This is a genomic window from Sphingomonas sp. LY29, from assembly GCF_035593985.1.
GTDB lineage: Bacteria > Pseudomonadota > Alphaproteobacteria > Sphingomonadales > Sphingomonadaceae > Sphingomicrobium.
In genome coordinates this window covers 2,407,632-2,422,268 of record NZ_CP141587.1, presented here as the reverse complement: position 1 = coordinate 2,422,268, position 14,637 = coordinate 2,407,632, and the positions used below count along the sequence as shown (strand labels likewise).

Genomic DNA, 14,637 nt, shown 5'->3' with positions numbered 1-14,637 from the left:
CGGTCTCGAACTCTCGAAAGGAATGACGATGCGCCGTCAATTCGCCCTGCTTGCTTTCGCGGTGACCGCGGCAGGCTGTTCGCAAAATCCTGCAACCACGCGCGGCGTGGAATCGATCAACGTGCCCGTCATTTCGCGCGCCGACTATGTGTTCGACGCCGCAACGCCCGACGGCACGCTGTCGCCGAACGACGCGGCGCGCCTCGACGCGTGGTTCCGGTCGATGCAGCTTGGCTATGGCGACACCGTCTATGTGGACGGCGTCTATGCCGACGGCGCCCGCCAGGACGTCTCGCGGATTGCGGGCCAATACGGCCTGCTCGTCGCGAGCGGTTCGCCCGTGACGCAGGGCCAGGTTGCGCCCGGGTCGGTCCGGGTCGTGGTTACCCGTACTCGCGCCAGCGTGCCGGGATGCCCCAACTGGAGCGCCCCGTCGCAGCCGAACATGTACAACGCGACGATGTCGAACTTCGGCTGCGCGGTGAACAACAACCTGGCGGCGATGATCGCCAACCCAGGCGATCTCGTCAGCGGCCGCGAAGGCAGCGGCGTCAGCGACGCCATCACTGCCGCGCGGGCCGTCCAGGATTACCGGACGACCGCACCGACCGGCAAGGGCGGCCTCAAAGACATCAGCACGAAGGGTGAAGAGTGATGAATGCTCCATTTCAGGCGCGTGCGGGTCTGCGTGACCCCTTCACCGCCTTCGTTTGCGACGACGCCACTGCCGACATGCTGCGCCCGGTTGCGGTCGAGCACGGCTGGTCGCCGGAAAAGGTCAACAAAGGCGGCCTCCGCAACGCGGTTCAGTCGCTGTCGGTGTCGGCCAGCCCCAACATCCTGTTCGTCGACCTCAGCGAATCCGCAGATCCGTTGAACGACATCAACGCGCTGGCCGAAGTTTGCGAGCCCGGCACGATCGTGATCGCGGCCGGACAGGTCAACGATGTCCGCCTGTATCGCGACCTCGTCGCCAGCGGCATCCACGACTATCTGCTCAAGCCGTTCACGGTCGACCAGCTGCGCGACACGTTCGCGCATGCCCAGTCGATCCTGTCGGGACCGCGCGGCGAAGCGCAGGCCGAGAAGCCGCACGTCATGACCGCGGTCATCGGCACGCGCGGCGGCAGCGGCGCTTCGACCATCGCCACCAGCCTGGCGTGGATGCTGAGCGAAAAGTCGGGGCGTTCGACTGCCCTGCTCGACCTCGACGTTCACTTCGGGACCGGCGCGCTCGCGCTCGACCTGGAGCCTGGCCGCGGCCTTACCGACGCGATCGAAAATCCGAGCCGCATCGACGGCCTGTTCATCGAACGTGCGATGATCCGCGCCAACGAACGCTTGTCGGTGCTGTCGGCCGAAGCGCCGCTTCACCAGCCGCTGGCGACTGACGGCGCGGCCTTCTTCCAGCTTCAGGAAGAAATGAAGAACGCGTTCGAATCGACGGTCATGGACCTGCCGCGCCAGATGCTGATCCAATATCCGCACATGGTGCACGACGCGCATGTCGCGGTGATCGTCAGCGAACTGACGCTTGCAGCGACGCGGGACACCATCCGGGTCCTTGCCTGGCTGAAGTCCAACGCGCCGCAGACCAAGGTCATCGTCGCTGCCAACCGCGTCCCCTCGGGTGGCGCGCTGGAAATCAGCAAGAAGGACTTTGAACAGTCGATCGAGCGCCAGATCGACATCTTCTTCCCCGACGACCGCAAGGTTGCCGCGCAGGCGGCGAAGTTGGGCAAGCCGATGGCCGAGATCGCGACCGGCAAGATGGCCGCGCCCTTCGCGCAGTTATCGAACATGGTACTGAGCCACGCCAGCGAGGAAGGGGCCATCCCCGACACGCGCAACGCGGCCGCGAAGAGCCTGGTCGGCAACCTGAAGTCGATGCTGTCGAAGCCCAAGGAAAAGGCTGCCTAAGCAACCGCCACGATAGGCGCGGGTTCGCCCGCCCTACCCGTCACGCATGGATCAGGACGAACGGACTTTAACATGCTTACAATCATCATCGTGGCGGTCGGCATTCTGGGCGTTCTCCTGCTCGGCGCCAAGGCGGTCAGTGGTCCCAATCCGCGCAAGGCGATCAAGCGCCGCATGGAACTGGTCAAGGAACGGCACGGCGATTCGGCGCTTGCTGCCAATGCGCAGGCTCAGATCCGCAAGCTGCTTCAGGCGCGGAACGACCGCATCGACAGCTTTGCCAACACCCTGATCCCGAAGCCGGCGCTGATGCGTCGGCGATTGGAGCAGACAGGCAAGAAGATCAGCCTCGGCAAGTACATGCTCTATTCGATGGGCCTCGCGTTCGTCGTCATGCTGCTGTTGCTGTTCCAGGGCGCTCCCTTCTTGCTGGCGCTTTTCGTTGGGCTGTTCGCCGGCGTCGGCGTTCCACACTTCGTGGTCGGTTTCCTGATCAAGAAGCGCCTGCAGAAATTCAATACGAACTTCCCCGATGCGATCGAACTGATGGTCCGCGGCCTTCGCTCGGGTCTTCCGGTCACGGAAACGCTGGGCATCGTCGCGAGCGAAATCGGTGGACCCGTGGGCGTCGAGTTCCGCGCGGTCAGCGACAAGATGAAGATTGGTCGCACGATGGAGGCCGCTCTTCAGGAAACTTCGGACCGTCTTGGCACCGCGGAATTTCAGTTCTTCGTCATCACGTTGGCGATCCAGCGCGAAACCGGCGGTAACCTGGCGGAAACGCTGTCCAACCTTGCCGACGTTCTGCGCAAGCGCGGGCAGATGCTGCTTAAGATCCGCGCGATGAGCTCGGAATCCAAGGCATCGGCCTACATCGTCGGATCGCTACCGTTCGTGGTCTTCACGATGGTGTGGATGATCAACCCTGGATACATGGCGGGCTTCTTCTCCGACGAGCGCCTGATCATCGCGGGCATCGGCGGCCTTTGCTGGATGGGCATGGGCGTCTTCATCATGGCCAAGATGGTCAACTTCGAGATCTGACGGGAACATCGACATGACCTCTCCCACTGGACCGACCCTGCTTGGCTTCGACGTCATCTTCGTGGCGACGATGCTCAGCGCGGTCGCGACGTTCGCCGTCCTTCTCGCACTCTACGCTGCCACCACGGTCAAGGACCCGATGGCGCGCCGGGTCAAAGCGCTCAACGAACGCCGCGAGCAGCTGAAGGCGGGCATCGTCGCCTCGACCAACAAGCGGAAGAAACTGACCAACCGCAACGTCGCGGCCGATCGCGTCCGTGGCATCCTGGGCAGTTTCCGGATGCTGCAGGACGACCAGATCCAGAAGACGCAGATGCGGCTGATGCAGGCCGGCATTCGCACCAAGGACCTGGCCTTCTTCATCATCTTCGCGCGCTTCGTCATGCCGGTCGTGCTCGGTGCTGGCGCGATCGTGCTGATCTACGTCATCGACTATTTCCCCGACTGGGCCTTCTACAAGAAGTACGGCTTCGTCGCGGCGACGCTGGTCGGCAGCTACAAGGCGCCGGACATCTGGCTGAAGAACAAGGTGACCAAGCGCAGCCACGCGATCCGCAAGGGTTTGCCCGACGCGCTCGATCTTCTCGTCATCTGCGCCGAGGCTGGCCTGACCGTCGACGCCGCGTTCAACCGCGTCGCCAAGGAATTGGGCAAGGCTTATCCCGAGCTGGGCGACGAATTCGGCCTGACCGCCATCGAATTGGGCTTCCTTGCCGAACGCCGCAACGCGTTCGAGAATCTGGCCAATCGCGTCGACCTCGAGGCTGTGCGCGGCGTCGTGACCACCATGATCCAGACCGAGAAATACGGGACGCCCCTCGCCTCCGCGCTCCGTGTGCTGTCGGCCGAGTTCCGCAACGAGCGCATGATGCGTGCGGAAGAAAAGGCGGCTCGCCTGCCTGCGATCATGACCATCCCGCTGATCCTGTTCATTCTGCCGACCCTGTTCATCGTCATCCTGGGCCCGGCAGCCTGTTCGATCTCGGACAATCTGATGAAGGGCTAAAGCCTCTCAAATCGGGCCGGAAACGACCGCCGTCGTCCAGCAATGGGCGGCGGCGGTTTCGCATGAGCGGAACTGTATGCGTCGCGCGTCAGTTTGGCCTCAAGAACAAGATACAGGGGAACGACATGCTCAATTTCACCACCGATCAGTGGATCATCATCCTGCTGATTTTCGTGCTCGGCTTGCTGGTCGGCGGATTCCTGTTCTCGGGCGGCGGTCGCAAGTGGAAGCAGCGCTACAATGCGGAAGTCACGCGCCGGACCGATCTGGAAAAGACGCATGCCGAGCGTGAGCGCGAATGGCGCGAACGCGACAGCCTGCGCGACGCTGCGGTGCGCGATCGCAATCGCGACGGTGTGATCAGCCCGACCGAAACAAAGCCGGGGATTGTCGACCGCATGCTCGGCCGCGATCGGGACGGCGACGGAATTCCCGACGACCGCGATCCGATCGACGACCGCGATCGTCGCCCGCTTTAAGAATCAGCCTTCGATCTTGGAGAAATCCGCGACGCGGTGAACCGCGTCGCGGAACCGCGCGAGGAGATCGAGCCGTCGGGCACGCACAGCCCGATCGGCATCGTTGACGGTCACTGCGTCGAAAAACGTATCGATCGGCGCACGCAGTAAGGCCAGCGCCGCCATCGCCGAGGTGTAATCCTCACCATGGATGCCCACCGACGCTTTCGGCTCGGCACTGTCCAGCGCGTCGATCAGCGCCGCTTCCTCCGGCAAGAGCGTTCCCATCAGATGCGCGCGGCGATCGGCCATCTCAGCCACCGCATCGGCAATGGCGGGCTCCTCGACCTCGCTCAGCGGATCTTCCTCACCCGTTTGCGCAATGCCTTGCGATCCACGGGTCGACATGACTCCGCCCCCGCTCCAATTCTCCTTTTTCAGGATGTTGGCCGCACGCTTGTAGCCGGCGAGCAGGTTGGTGCCGTCCGAAGTGCCAAGGAAAGATTGCAGAGCCGACACGCGCGCGAGCAGCGGCACGAAAAGACGCTCGTTGCCCGACGACACCACCGCATCGATCACGTCATGCCTGACGCCAGCATCACGTTGCTGAACCTTGAGGCGATCGACCAGGAAATCGAACAGGCCGTGCTCGCTACCGACCGGAAGCCGGACGTCATTCTCGATCATCAAGGCGAGCAGACCGATCGCGGAGCGGCGAAGCGCGAAGGGGTCCTTCGATCCGGTCGGGTGCATCCCGGCGGCGAAAAACGACTGCAGCGAATCTAGCTTGTCGGCGAGGCTAACGGCAACCGTGACTGGCGCGGTTGGCACTTCGTCGCCCTGACCTACCGGCTTGTAATGGTCGCGAACCGCATCGGCGACCGCATCTGGCTCGCCTTGCGCGCGCGCAAGGTAGCCGCCGACCACGCCCTGCAATTCGGGAAATTCGCCGACCATCCCTGTGACAAGATCCGCCTTCGCCAGCCGGGCAGCGCGCTCGGCCAGTGCGGGATCAGCGCCTGTGACGATGCCCTCTTCAGCGAGCCAGCGCGCCAGCTTCGCGACCCGATCGACCTTGTCCGCAACGGTGCCGAGCTTTTCGTGAAACACGATCTGCCCAAGCTTCGCGGCCTGGCTTTCGAGCGGCACCTTGAGGTCCTGCTCCCAGAAGAAGCGCGCGTCGCTGAGCCGTGCAGTGAGTACGCGCTCGTTGCCAGCGACGATGGCGGTTCCGCCGTCGTTGGCGGCAATGTTCGCGGTGCAGACGAAGTGCGGCGCAAGCTTCCCCTGCCCGTCGCGGATGACGAAGTATTTCTGATTGGTGCGCGCGCTGAGCTGAATCACTTCCTCGGGCACGTCGAGGTAGTCGGGATCGAAGCTGCCGAGCAGCGGTACCGGCCATTCGGTCAGCCCGGCATTCTCGATGACGAGGCCTTCGTCCTCGACGAGCAGGAAGCCGGCATTTTCCGCTGCCTCGATCGCGCCGTCGCGGATGATCGTCTCACGCTCTTCCTGGTCAACGAGGACATGGCAGGCGCGCAGCTTTTCGACATAGTCGTGCGCGCCGCCGATCGTGATGGCACCGGGATGGTGAAAGCGATGGCCAAGCGTCGCAGCGCCGCACGTGACTGCATCGATCTCGACCGGAACGATCTCCTCGCCGAACAGCGCCACGATCGAATGAAGCGGACGAACCCAGCGCATTGACGCCGACGATGCTGACGCCTCGCCCCAGCGCATCGACTTGGGCCAAGGAAAATCGCGAACGACATCGGCCACGGCCTTGGCGAGCACGTCGGCAGTCGCCCGCCCGGGTTTGTCGATGACGGCGAACCACACGCCGTCGCGGTTGGTCAACTGATCCTGGGTGAGGCCCGTCTTGCGAAGGAAGCCCTCAAACGCCTGAGGCGGGGCGGAGGTGCGCGGCCCTTTGACCTCTTCCGACACCGCCTGCGTCGTCTCGGGAAGTCCGCGGGCGATCAGCGCCAGCCTGCGAGGCGTTGAATAGGTGACGATCCCGTTATGCGAGAGACCCGCAGTCGCCAATTGATCCGCGAACAGCCGCGCGAGGTCGGCGCGGGCACGTGCCTGCATCCGCGCAGGAATTTCTTCCGACAAGAGTTCGAGGAGAAAGTCGCGACCGCTCATGCCGAATATCCCTTGTCGGCCATCCAGGCGACGCAGGCACCCTTGGCGAGATCGCGCACGCGTCCGATGTAGGCCTGCCGCTCGGCGACCGAGATCACACCGCGCGCCTGCAACGTGTTGAAGATGTGGCTTGCCTTGATCGCCTGCTCATAGGCCGGGATCGGCAACGGCTTGTCGCGCTTCAGACAGTTCTCGCTCTCGGCAACCGCCTTGCGGAACAGATCGAACAGCGCGTCGGTGTCCGCGACCTCGAAATGCCAGGTCGACATCTGCTTCTCATTGTCGAGGAACACTTCGCCGTACGTCACGCCGGCGTTGTTGAACTTCAGGTCGAAGACGTTATCGACGCCCTGAATATACATCGCCAGCCGTTCGAGCCCGTAGGTCAATTCGCCCGCGACCGGCTTGCAGTCAAAGCCACCAACCTGCTGGAAATAAGTGAACTGGGTCACTTCCATTCCATCGCACCACACTTCCCAGCCCAGACCCCAGGCGCCGAGTGTCGGGCTTTCCCAATCGTCCTCGACAAAACGGATGTCATGCTTGAGCGGGTCGATGCCGATCGCGTCGAGCGAGCCGAGATAAAGCTGCTGCAAGTCGGGCGGGCTGGGCTTCAGCATCACCTGATACTGGTAATAAGCGCCGAGGCGGTTCGGGTTCTCGCCGTAGCGGCCATCGGTCGGACGGCGGCACGGCTGTACGTACGCACACTTCCATGGATCAGGCCCGAGCGCACGCAGCACGGTTGACGGATGGAACGTGCCCGCCCCCATTTCCAGGTCGTAGGGCTGCAGAATGACGCAGCCGTGGTCGCCCCAATATCGGTGCAGCGTGAGGATCAGATCTTGGAAGCTAAGTGACATGGCGACGGCCCTAAAGGGCGCCTTTCGCCGCCGCAAGCGATGACGCCGAAAGTCACCTGTCGCTGACAAAATGTAAGGGGTTGTTGACAGTGTCATAGAGACGTGACTTTATGTCAGGGACACATGACACAATGATTCGGTTGGGGATAGGATGTCCAGGGCACTCAAGGCACAGATGTATTTGAATGTCGCACACGGAGGAGCGGCACTAATGGTCGCGCTGGGGCTCGCCTACGCGCTCGATCTTCCCGATTTCGTAAAGGGTTTCGCCGTCGGCATGCTGGTCGTGCTTGTCCTGGTCCTGTTCTGGAGCAAGCTGCGCGACGAATATATTCAGCGGTTGTGGAATGTCGGTACGGCCGCGGCGTTCATCGTCACACTGGGCCTGACGCTGCTGGCCGACATTGTCACCGGCTTCGCCAGTGCAACGCTGGACACGCCGACCGGAACGCCGGGCATCGGGGCCTTCAACGTCGGTCTCGCCGCCCTTGCCGCCTTCTACGTCGGGTTTCACGTCGCGATGGTGAAAGAGCGCCCATGAACAATCGGCTCAGGGTCCTTCGCGCGGAGCGAGGCTGGAGCCAGGCGGATCTCGCCGGCCACCTCGACGTGTCGCGCCAAGCGGTCAATGCGATCGAAACGGGCAAATACGACCCGTCACTTCCGCTGGCGTTCAAGATCGCGCGGCTTTTCGAACAATCGATCGAACAGATTTTCAACGACGGAGCGGACTCATGAGCGAGGTAACCACCCCCAATTGGGCGCATCGAATGAGCAAGGGTACCCGCGTGGCGACCTTGCTGATCGCCTCGGTGCTGGCGGTCTTCGTGGCGGGCATGTTCATCGGCTTCTTCTATGCGTCGATCGAGAATGGCCACCTTCTTCCGCGTAAAGCTCTCGGCTGGCTTGCGCTGAGTGGGATGATCCTTGCGGCGGTCGGCCTCTTCTGGCTCATCCGCACGCTGCTTGCACCGTCCTTCACCGACGGACTGACTCGGTTCGAAAAGCGCTATTCGAAGATGTGGATCTGGGTCGGATCGCTCGGATTGCCGATCGGCGTCGCCATCGCGCTCCTGTCGCCGAGCCCGGCGCCCGAGGCAGTTCTCGAGACCGCGTTCACGTCGGGACCGATCCCCGCGAATGCAGCAATCCTGCTGTCGGTCCTGCTCCTCGCCACGCTCGGCGGCGCGACCGTTCTCTATCATCGCACCATCGATGACCATGAGGAGCGCGCTTACCTATGGGGCTCTCAGGTCGCCTTTTACGCCCTTGCGTTCGCACTGCCGGTCTACTGGCTGCTGGAACGCGGCGGCGTCGTCCCCACATTGACGTCGGGAATAGCCATGCTGCTCCTCCTCGCGTCCTTCGTCATCCAGGGCGGAGTGTGGGCCTGGTTCAAGTTTCGTTGATGTTTCCCAAGGCATGGAGTTCTCATGAAAAAGTTCACCCGTCGTATCGCCGCTGCCCTGCTCGGCCTCACTTCCTTCTCGTCGATGGCCAATGCCCAGGCGGCCCCGGCCCAGGCCAAGCCCGCGATGTGGCGCGTCGCCGATGCCGACACGACCATCTATTTGTTCGGGACAATCCACTTGCTTCCTGAAGGGACGAGGTGGCGCAGCGCGGCGTTCGACAAGGCCGCCGCCGGTGCCGACACGTTGGTGATCGAAACCGACATCGACGACAAGAATCCCCAGGCCACCATTGCCGAATTGTTCAAGCTGGCGATCTCGCCAGGGCTGCCGCCGCTGTCCGAGCGCGTGAAGCCCGAGCGCAAGGCCGCGCTCGAGAAAGCCGTCGCAGCAGCGGGCATTCCGATCGCGGCGCTCGACAAGATGGAAACGTGGGCGGCGGCGTTCCTGCTGCTTGGCGGACAATTCAAGGACCTGGGCCTGCAACCCGGTTCGGGCGTCGAGTCGGATTTGAAGAAGCAGTTCACGAGCAGCGGCAAGACGATCGGGCAGCTTGAAACCAACGCCGAGCAACTGGGATATTTCGATCGCCTGTCGGAAAAGTCTCAGCGTGAATTCCTCGACGGCATGCTCGAGAACCCGGGTGACATGAAAAAGCAGTTCGGCAGCATGCTCGCCACCTGGGCGCGCGGCGACGTCGCGGGAATGGCCAAGTCGTTCAACGACGAACTTGACGAGTCTCCCGAGCTTCGCGACGCCTTGCTCACCCAGCGCAACGCCAACTGGACGAAGTGGGTAAAGACGCGACTAGACCAGCCAGGGACGGTAATGGTCGCGGTCGGCGCCGGTCACTTGGCCGGGGACCAGTCGGTCGTTGCCATGCTCGAGAGGCAGGGCTTGAAGGTCGCCCGCGTTCAATAGATCCGGAATCGCTTCGCCGCATATTCGGGTGAAAATATCGCCGGTTTATTGACGGTTAACCATGCTTCGCTGACGATACCTCCTCAATCGGCGGGGGGTCGCCAGTGAAGCATGGAAGAAGCGGAGGCGTTCCGACACGGATCGCCAAAATGTCGAAATGGTTCGGTACGGCCTGCGCCTTGATCGCGGCGCAACCGACTGTGGCCGGCGCCCTCATGCCGGCCGTCCCCGCCCCCTCGGTCGTCCGCGCCACCCCTGCGCTATGGGAAGTGCGCGACGCCGACACGGTCATCTACCTCTTCGGCACTTTCCACTCGCTCGACGCCCGAACGGTGTGGTTCGATTCGCAAGTGCGCGACGCCTTCGACCGGTCCGAACAACTTGTGCTGGAGACGGTCGTCCCGACGAACCCGCAAGGCCTTCGCCCCGCACGGGCGGCCGCGACGGTGGTGGAAAATGGCGTGCGCCGTCCCGCCCAATTCATGATCCAGACCCGCTCGGCTGTGGACCAGAACCGTGCGGCGGGACTGACTGTCGACCGCGGGGTTGATGCCGTCCTTCGTCGGGTCGCGGAAGAGCGGGGCAAGCGGGTCGGCGGGCTCGAACTCTTCGCAGACCAGCTGAGCACGCTTGCCGGCATCAAGGCCACGTCGCCGACACTTTCGTCGACCCGAACGGCGATTCCCGCGATCACGGCTGGCGATCTGCTGAACGCCTGGACGACCGGCAACACCGGCGCGATGTCGACCATGTTGTCGGGGTTCGAGGCAAAGGCGCCCGACGCCTACAGAACCCTCATCGCCGACCGCAATGCGCGCTGGGGCCAGTGGGTGGCCGACCGGCTCGAACAACCAGGGACGGTCTTCGTCGCGGTCGGATCGGGACACCTTGCCGGCAAGGACAGCATGCAGGAATGGCTGCTCGCCCGCGGGATCGAGGCGACCCGCGTCGGCTAGGCGCTTACCTTGCCAAATAACGGCCGTTTATCTATAGGCGCGCGCTTGCCCACCCATGGTCATCCCTGGAGGCGTGGCGGGGCATTACACGAAGGAATAGAAAAATGAGCGAACAGCTGACGCTGCCCGCCGAGCAACGCGAACGGGCTGGCAAGGGAGCCTCCCGTGACCTGCGTCGCAGCGGACGGGTGCCCTGCGTGATTTACGGCGCGAAGAAGGAGCCGGTTTCGGTTCACGTCGAGGAAAAGCTTCTGACGAAGATGCTGTCGACGGGTCACTTCATGAACTCGGTCGTGATGGTCGACATTGGTGGCAAGGCCAACCGCACCCTGCCGAAGGACGTGCAGTTCCACCCGGTCACCAGCCGCCCGATCCACGTCGATTTCCTGCGCATCGGCGAGCATAGCGAAGTCAAGGTCAACGTGCCGGTCGTCTTCCTCAACGAGGAAGAAGCACCCGGCCTGAAGCGCGGCGGCGTCCTGAATGTCGTCCGTCACGACCTGGAACTCGTCTGCGACGCGGCGCACATCCCCGAGCAGATCGAAATCAACCTGACCGGCAAGGAAATCGGCGATTCGATCCACATCAGCGACGTCACCCTGCCCAAGGGCGTGAAGTCGGCGATCGACGACCGCGACTTCACCGTCGCGACGCTGGTCGCTCCGTCGGCGATGAAGTCCGAAGAAGGCGACACCGAAACCGAAGCTGGCGACGTGCCGGTCATCGGTGACGAAGACGCCGAAGGCGGCGACGACGCAGCCGAGGGTGGTTCGGACGCCTAACGGCGCCAACTCGCACCACTCGCGAACAACGACGCCCATCCCGCTTGCGGGGTGGGCGTTTTTGCTTGAAGGACACGCGCCATGCAGATCTGGGCAGGCCTCGGCAATCCGGGCGCGCAATATGCGATGCACCGCCATAACGTCGGCTTCATGGCCGTCGACATCATTGCCGAGCTTCACCGCTTCGGTCCGTGGCAGAAGAAATTCCGCGGCCTGATCAGCGAAGGACGCATCGGTCGCCATCGCGTCCTGCTGCTCAAACCGCAAACTTACATGAACGACAGTGGCGACTGCGTTCAGCAGGCGCTCCATTTCTATAAGCTCGACGTCGAAGCGCTCACGGCTTTTCACGACGAACTCGACCTTGCCCCGATGAAGGCCAAGGTGAAACATGGCGGCGGGACGGCGGGCCACAATGGCCTGCGCTCAATCAACGCCGCGCTTGGCCCCGACTTCCGCCGGGTGCGGATCGGCATTGGTCATCCGGGTCACAAGGACCGGGTCACCGGCTACGTCCTCGGCAACTATGCCAAGAGCGAGATCGAACCCCTGTCCGACCTGCTCGGCGCGATCGGCGGGGAGGCCGAATGGCTTGCCGATGGCGACGACGTCCGGTTCATGAGCGAGGTCGCGCGGCGGATGCATGATGATGCGTGAGCTATTCGCGACCCCGCTTTACGAAGCCGAGATTGCAGATGAGACCCTGCTCAACGAGCTTGCGTATTCGATCCGCACGCTCGCCGCCGATGACGTCGCCGGCCGCCGTTGGAGCCGGGAGAAAGGCTACAAGGGCTATACGAGCTACGCCTCGCTGGATGACCTCCCCCGCCGCGACCCCGCCTTCGCCGACCTTGCAAAGCTGCTGACCAGGCATGCGGTCCGCTTCGCCGAAGGACTGGCGCTCGACCTTGCTCGAAAGCCGCGCCTCGACAGTCTCTGGGTCAATTTGCTCAAGCCTGGCGGGCATCACAGCGCGCACCTTCATCCGAACAGCTTCCTGTCGGGCACGCTCTATGTCGAGATTCCCACCGGGAGCGGCGCGATCCGCTTCGAGGATCCGCGCTCGTCGATGCTGATGGCGTCCCCGCCCCGCCTTGCCGACGCACCAGAGGCGCGACGTTCGTTCGTCACGATCGATCCTCGTCCGGGCCTGCTGCTGATGTGGGAAAGCTTCCTCCGCCATGAAGTTCTCGCCGGACCGGCCAAGGGCGACCGGCTCAGCATCAGCTTCAATTTCGCCTGACTCTCAGGCCGCGAGCAGGAAGCGGTCCCGACCTTCCTCCTTGGCGCGATAGACGCCGCGTCGGCGATCTTGTAGGCGTGATCCAGGCCGCGCTCGTCGATCATCGCGACTCCGCCGCTGATCGTCACTTCCACCTTGGTCCCGCCCACGCGGATCGAATTGCCCGCGACCTCGGCGCGAAGCCGATCGCAGACGAGCATCGCCTGTTCGATCGAGCTATCGGGAAACAGCAATGCAAACTCCTCGCCACCGATGCGCGCGATCACATCGCCATGGCGAAGCATCCTCCGGGCGATCCGTGACAGCGCACGAAGAACCTCGTCGCCGGTGTCGTGACCGTAGCGGTCGTTGACGCGCTTGAAATGGTCGATGTCGATGATGGCCAGCGCATCGAGCGGCGTCCGCTCGGCCCGCCGCTCCTCGACCATCGCCTTGAACGCCCGGCGATTGGCGAGGCCGGTCAGCGGATCGGTCATCGCCGCCTCGCTCAGCCGGGCCTCGGTCGCCTTTCTCGCCGACACGTCGCGGACGATGGCGAGCACGCCCTCGACCTCCCCGTCGTCATCCGTGATGGCGCGGGCGCGGGTTTCGAACCAGCGCTCGTCTCCGTCCGCCGTCAGCGCCAGATATTCGAAGCTGTGCGTGGCCCCGGCCGCCGCGATCGTCGCCAAATGGGCCTGCTCGACCGCCGATCGATGCGTCGGCGCGATCAGGACCCTGCTGTTCTGTCCGAGCAGCGCGGACGGATCGTAACCGCCAAGTTGCCGGACAGAGGGCGAGACGAACAGGATCCGCCCGTCCAGGTCGAGGTGCATGAGGATGTCGGTCGAATGATCGGCGAGCAAACGGAAGCGGTCTCCGTTCAGCCGCACTTCGCGGAGAAGGCGCGCACGACGGCTGAGGTCGGCCGCGACCGGTAGGACGGTCAGGACGGTCGCCGCGACATAGGCCTGGAAGAACAGCATTCGGCTACCCGAGTCGGCGACGATCAACTGGATCGGCCCCTGCCCCGCCGCCGTGAGCGCCCCACCAATCAAAGCGAGAATGACGATCCCCGCCGCGGCGCCACCGCGACCCAGTCGGAATGTGGCCAGCATGATCGGCAGGATCGGGAGGAAGAGCAGCGGCAACTGCTCCTGCGCGAAGACCATGAAGGTGATCGCCGACCCGACGAGGATCAGCGAAGCGATCTCGACCGCATCGCGCGCCTTGATCCGTGCAAAGGCCTTCGCAAGATCGCCCCGGAAGGCGAGCAGCATCAGGGGGGTGAAGGTGATGTTGCCAAGCGCATGCCCGGTCCAGAAGGTGAAAAACGTTGACAGACCGTCATTGCCCATCGCCGCCATGACGGTGCCAGCCATCGCTGCGGCTACGATCGGGCCGGCGACCGCTACGGCGAACAGGAATTGGGCAAGCCACGCCAGCGATCCCAACGGATGCGTGCGATGGCGACTGCGCCGAAGCGCCGCCGCGGCAAGCACGGCCTCGGTCATGTTGATCAGCATGAAGGGAATGGCGAGCGTCCACCCCAGCCCGAATAACCCCGTGGCGAGCAAGCTCCCGATCGCGGCGGCCGCGATCCTGCTTCGCCAATGGCGGCGCGGCGAAATCACCAGATGCGCGATCAGCAGTGAGCTTGCCAGCCACAGGAAGGCGACGCCCCCGTCGAAGCGCGTCAGGGCGACCGTTGCAGACGCTGCAAGAAAATAGGCGAAGCCGATCGAAAGCGGCGCGCGGAAGGAACGCGGAAGGAACACGGTTTCGCTATGACTCGACACGGTTAGCGTTGCCTTACCATTCGATCGGCTTTGGACGGAGCGACGCCCGGCTTCCCATCCCGCGCCTCACCCTCTATCGCGCGCAACAGATCATCTCCCAACTTACGGA

The 14,637-nt window shown here is 63.6% G+C and carries 15 protein-coding genes and 1 pseudogene; 13 read left to right on the top strand and 3 right to left on the bottom strand.

The genetic code is table 11. The features are described 5' to 3' along the window. Positions 1 to 28: 28 nt before the first annotated feature. From SH584_RS12430 to SH584_RS12410, 5 genes are all read left to right on the top strand, one after another. Positions 29 to 655: a CpaD family pilus assembly protein gene (locus tag SH584_RS12430; protein ID WP_324807493.1), complete on the top strand. Its 627-nt coding sequence runs from the start codon at positions 29 to 31 to the stop codon at positions 653 to 655. Further along, the gene (locus SH584_RS12425) at positions 655 to 1,920 is read left to right on the top strand and encodes a pilus assembly protein CpaE (protein ID WP_322840856.1); all 1,266 of its coding nucleotides are present in this window, start codon (positions 655 to 657) and stop codon (positions 1,918 to 1,920) included. The genes SH584_RS12430 and SH584_RS12425 overlap by 1 nt, the downstream gene beginning before the upstream one ends. Before the next feature lie 72 nt (positions 1,921 to 1,992). Then, the gene (locus SH584_RS12420) at positions 1,993 to 2,964 is read left to right on the top strand and encodes a type II secretion system F family protein (protein WP_322840857.1); all 972 of its coding nucleotides are present in this window, start codon (positions 1,993 to 1,995) and stop codon (positions 2,962 to 2,964) included. Between the two features lie 13 nt (positions 2,965 to 2,977). After that, positions 2,978 to 3,970, top strand: a complete 993-nt coding sequence (locus SH584_RS12415; RefSeq protein ID WP_322840858.1) for a type II secretion system F family protein — start codon at positions 2,978 to 2,980, stop codon at positions 3,968 to 3,970. Between the two features lie 62 nt (positions 3,971 to 4,032). Further along, the gene (locus SH584_RS12410) at positions 4,033 to 4,449 is read left to right on the top strand and encodes a hypothetical protein (protein WP_324807491.1); all 417 of its coding nucleotides are present in this window, start codon (positions 4,033 to 4,035) and stop codon (positions 4,447 to 4,449) included. 3 nt (positions 4,450 to 4,452) lie between these two features. Here SH584_RS12410 and glyS read toward each other — a convergent pair whose 3' ends face one another. Together glyS and SH584_RS12400 are read right to left on the bottom strand one after the other, a co-directional pair. Next, on the bottom strand, positions 4,453 to 6,576 hold the full coding sequence (gene glyS / locus SH584_RS12405; protein ID WP_324807489.1) for a glycine--tRNA ligase subunit beta: 2,124 nt from the start codon (positions 6,574 to 6,576) through the stop codon (positions 4,453 to 4,455). Then, the gene (locus SH584_RS12400) at positions 6,573 to 7,439 is read right to left on the bottom strand and encodes a glycine--tRNA ligase subunit alpha (protein WP_324807487.1); all 867 of its coding nucleotides are present in this window, start codon (positions 7,437 to 7,439) and stop codon (positions 6,573 to 6,575) included. The genes glyS and SH584_RS12400 overlap by 4 nt, the downstream gene beginning before the upstream one ends. 151 nt (positions 7,440 to 7,590) lie before the next feature. Between SH584_RS12400 and SH584_RS12395 the strand changes: the two genes are divergently transcribed. The 8 genes from SH584_RS12395 (at position 7,591) to SH584_RS12360 (ending at position 12,750) form a co-directional block, all read left to right on the top strand. Continuing rightward, positions 7,591 to 7,980 (top strand): hypothetical protein, encoded by a 390-nt coding sequence (locus tag SH584_RS12395; protein WP_324807485.1) that lies wholly within the window; start codon positions 7,591 to 7,593, stop codon positions 7,978 to 7,980. Continuing rightward, positions 7,977 to 8,177: a helix-turn-helix transcriptional regulator gene (locus SH584_RS12390; RefSeq protein ID WP_322840863.1), complete on the top strand. Its 201-nt coding sequence runs from the start codon at positions 7,977 to 7,979 to the stop codon at positions 8,175 to 8,177. The genes SH584_RS12395 and SH584_RS12390 overlap by 4 nt, the downstream gene beginning before the upstream one ends. Next, a complete protein-coding gene (locus SH584_RS12385; protein ID WP_324807482.1) occupies positions 8,174 to 8,848 on the top strand; it encodes a hypothetical protein in 675 nt (224 codons plus the stop codon). Before SH584_RS12390 ends, SH584_RS12385 begins: the two co-directional genes overlap by 4 nt. Before the next feature lie 24 nt (positions 8,849 to 8,872). Beyond that, positions 8,873 to 9,769 (top strand): TraB/GumN family protein, encoded by an 897-nt coding sequence (locus SH584_RS12380; protein ID WP_324807480.1) that lies wholly within the window; start codon positions 8,873 to 8,875, stop codon positions 9,767 to 9,769. Positions 9,770 to 9,918: 149 nt separating this feature from the next. Beyond that, positions 9,919 to 10,725, top strand: a complete 807-nt coding sequence (locus SH584_RS12375) for a TraB/GumN family protein (protein ID WP_324807478.1) — start codon at positions 9,919 to 9,921, stop codon at positions 10,723 to 10,725. Between the two features lie 104 nt (positions 10,726 to 10,829). Continuing rightward, complete coding sequence (locus SH584_RS12370; RefSeq protein WP_324807476.1) at positions 10,830 to 11,507, top strand: 50S ribosomal protein L25/general stress protein Ctc; 678 nt, start codon at positions 10,830 to 10,832, stop codon at positions 11,505 to 11,507. Between the two features lie 81 nt (positions 11,508 to 11,588). Beyond that, positions 11,589 to 12,164: an aminoacyl-tRNA hydrolase gene (gene pth, locus SH584_RS12365; RefSeq protein WP_324807475.1), complete on the top strand. Its 576-nt coding sequence runs from the start codon at positions 11,589 to 11,591 to the stop codon at positions 12,162 to 12,164. Further along, positions 12,151 to 12,750: a TIGR02466 family protein gene (locus SH584_RS12360; protein ID WP_324807473.1), complete on the top strand. Its 600-nt coding sequence runs from the start codon at positions 12,151 to 12,153 to the stop codon at positions 12,748 to 12,750. The genes pth and SH584_RS12360 overlap by 14 nt, the downstream gene beginning before the upstream one ends. A gap of 65 nt (positions 12,751 to 12,815) precedes the next feature. Here SH584_RS12360 and SH584_RS12355 read toward each other — a convergent pair. Beyond that, positions 12,816 to 14,507 (bottom strand): annotated as a pseudogene (locus SH584_RS12355) (sensor domain-containing diguanylate cyclase); the annotation flags it as partial. Positions 14,508 to 14,637 lie beyond the last annotated feature (130 nt).

Coding starts and splice junctions, on each gene's coding strand:
- SH584_RS12430 (WP_324807493.1), top strand. CDS start 29: ATGCGCCGTCAATTCGCCCTGCTTGCTTTCGCGGTGACCGCGGCAGGC.
- SH584_RS12425 (WP_322840856.1), top strand. CDS start 655: ATGAATGCTCCATTTCAGGCGCGTGCGGGTCTGCGTGACCCCTTCACC.
- SH584_RS12420 (WP_322840857.1), top strand. CDS start 1,993: ATGCTTACAATCATCATCGTGGCGGTCGGCATTCTGGGCGTTCTCCTG.
- SH584_RS12415 (WP_322840858.1), top strand. CDS start 2,978: ATGACCTCTCCCACTGGACCGACCCTGCTTGGCTTCGACGTCATCTTC.
- SH584_RS12410 (WP_324807491.1), top strand. CDS start 4,033: ATGAGCGGAACTGTATGCGTCGCGCGTCAGTTTGGCCTCAAGAACAAG.
- glyS (WP_324807489.1), bottom strand. CDS start 6,576: ATGAGCGGTCGCGACTTTCTCCTCGAACTCTTGTCGGAAGAAATTCCT.
- SH584_RS12400 (WP_324807487.1), bottom strand. CDS start 7,439: ATGTCACTTAGCTTCCAAGATCTGATCCTCACGCTGCACCGATATTGG.
- SH584_RS12395 (WP_324807485.1), top strand. CDS start 7,591: ATGTCCAGGGCACTCAAGGCACAGATGTATTTGAATGTCGCACACGGA.
- SH584_RS12390 (WP_322840863.1), top strand. CDS start 7,977: ATGAACAATCGGCTCAGGGTCCTTCGCGCGGAGCGAGGCTGGAGCCAG.
- SH584_RS12385 (WP_324807482.1), top strand. CDS start 8,174: ATGAGCGAGGTAACCACCCCCAATTGGGCGCATCGAATGAGCAAGGGT.
- SH584_RS12380 (WP_324807480.1), top strand. CDS start 8,873: ATGAAAAAGTTCACCCGTCGTATCGCCGCTGCCCTGCTCGGCCTCACT.
- SH584_RS12375 (WP_324807478.1), top strand. CDS start 9,919: ATGTCGAAATGGTTCGGTACGGCCTGCGCCTTGATCGCGGCGCAACCG.
- SH584_RS12370 (WP_324807476.1), top strand. CDS start 10,830: ATGAGCGAACAGCTGACGCTGCCCGCCGAGCAACGCGAACGGGCTGGC.
- pth (WP_324807475.1), top strand. CDS start 11,589: ATGCAGATCTGGGCAGGCCTCGGCAATCCGGGCGCGCAATATGCGATG.
- SH584_RS12360 (WP_324807473.1), top strand. CDS start 12,151: ATGATGATGCGTGAGCTATTCGCGACCCCGCTTTACGAAGCCGAGATT.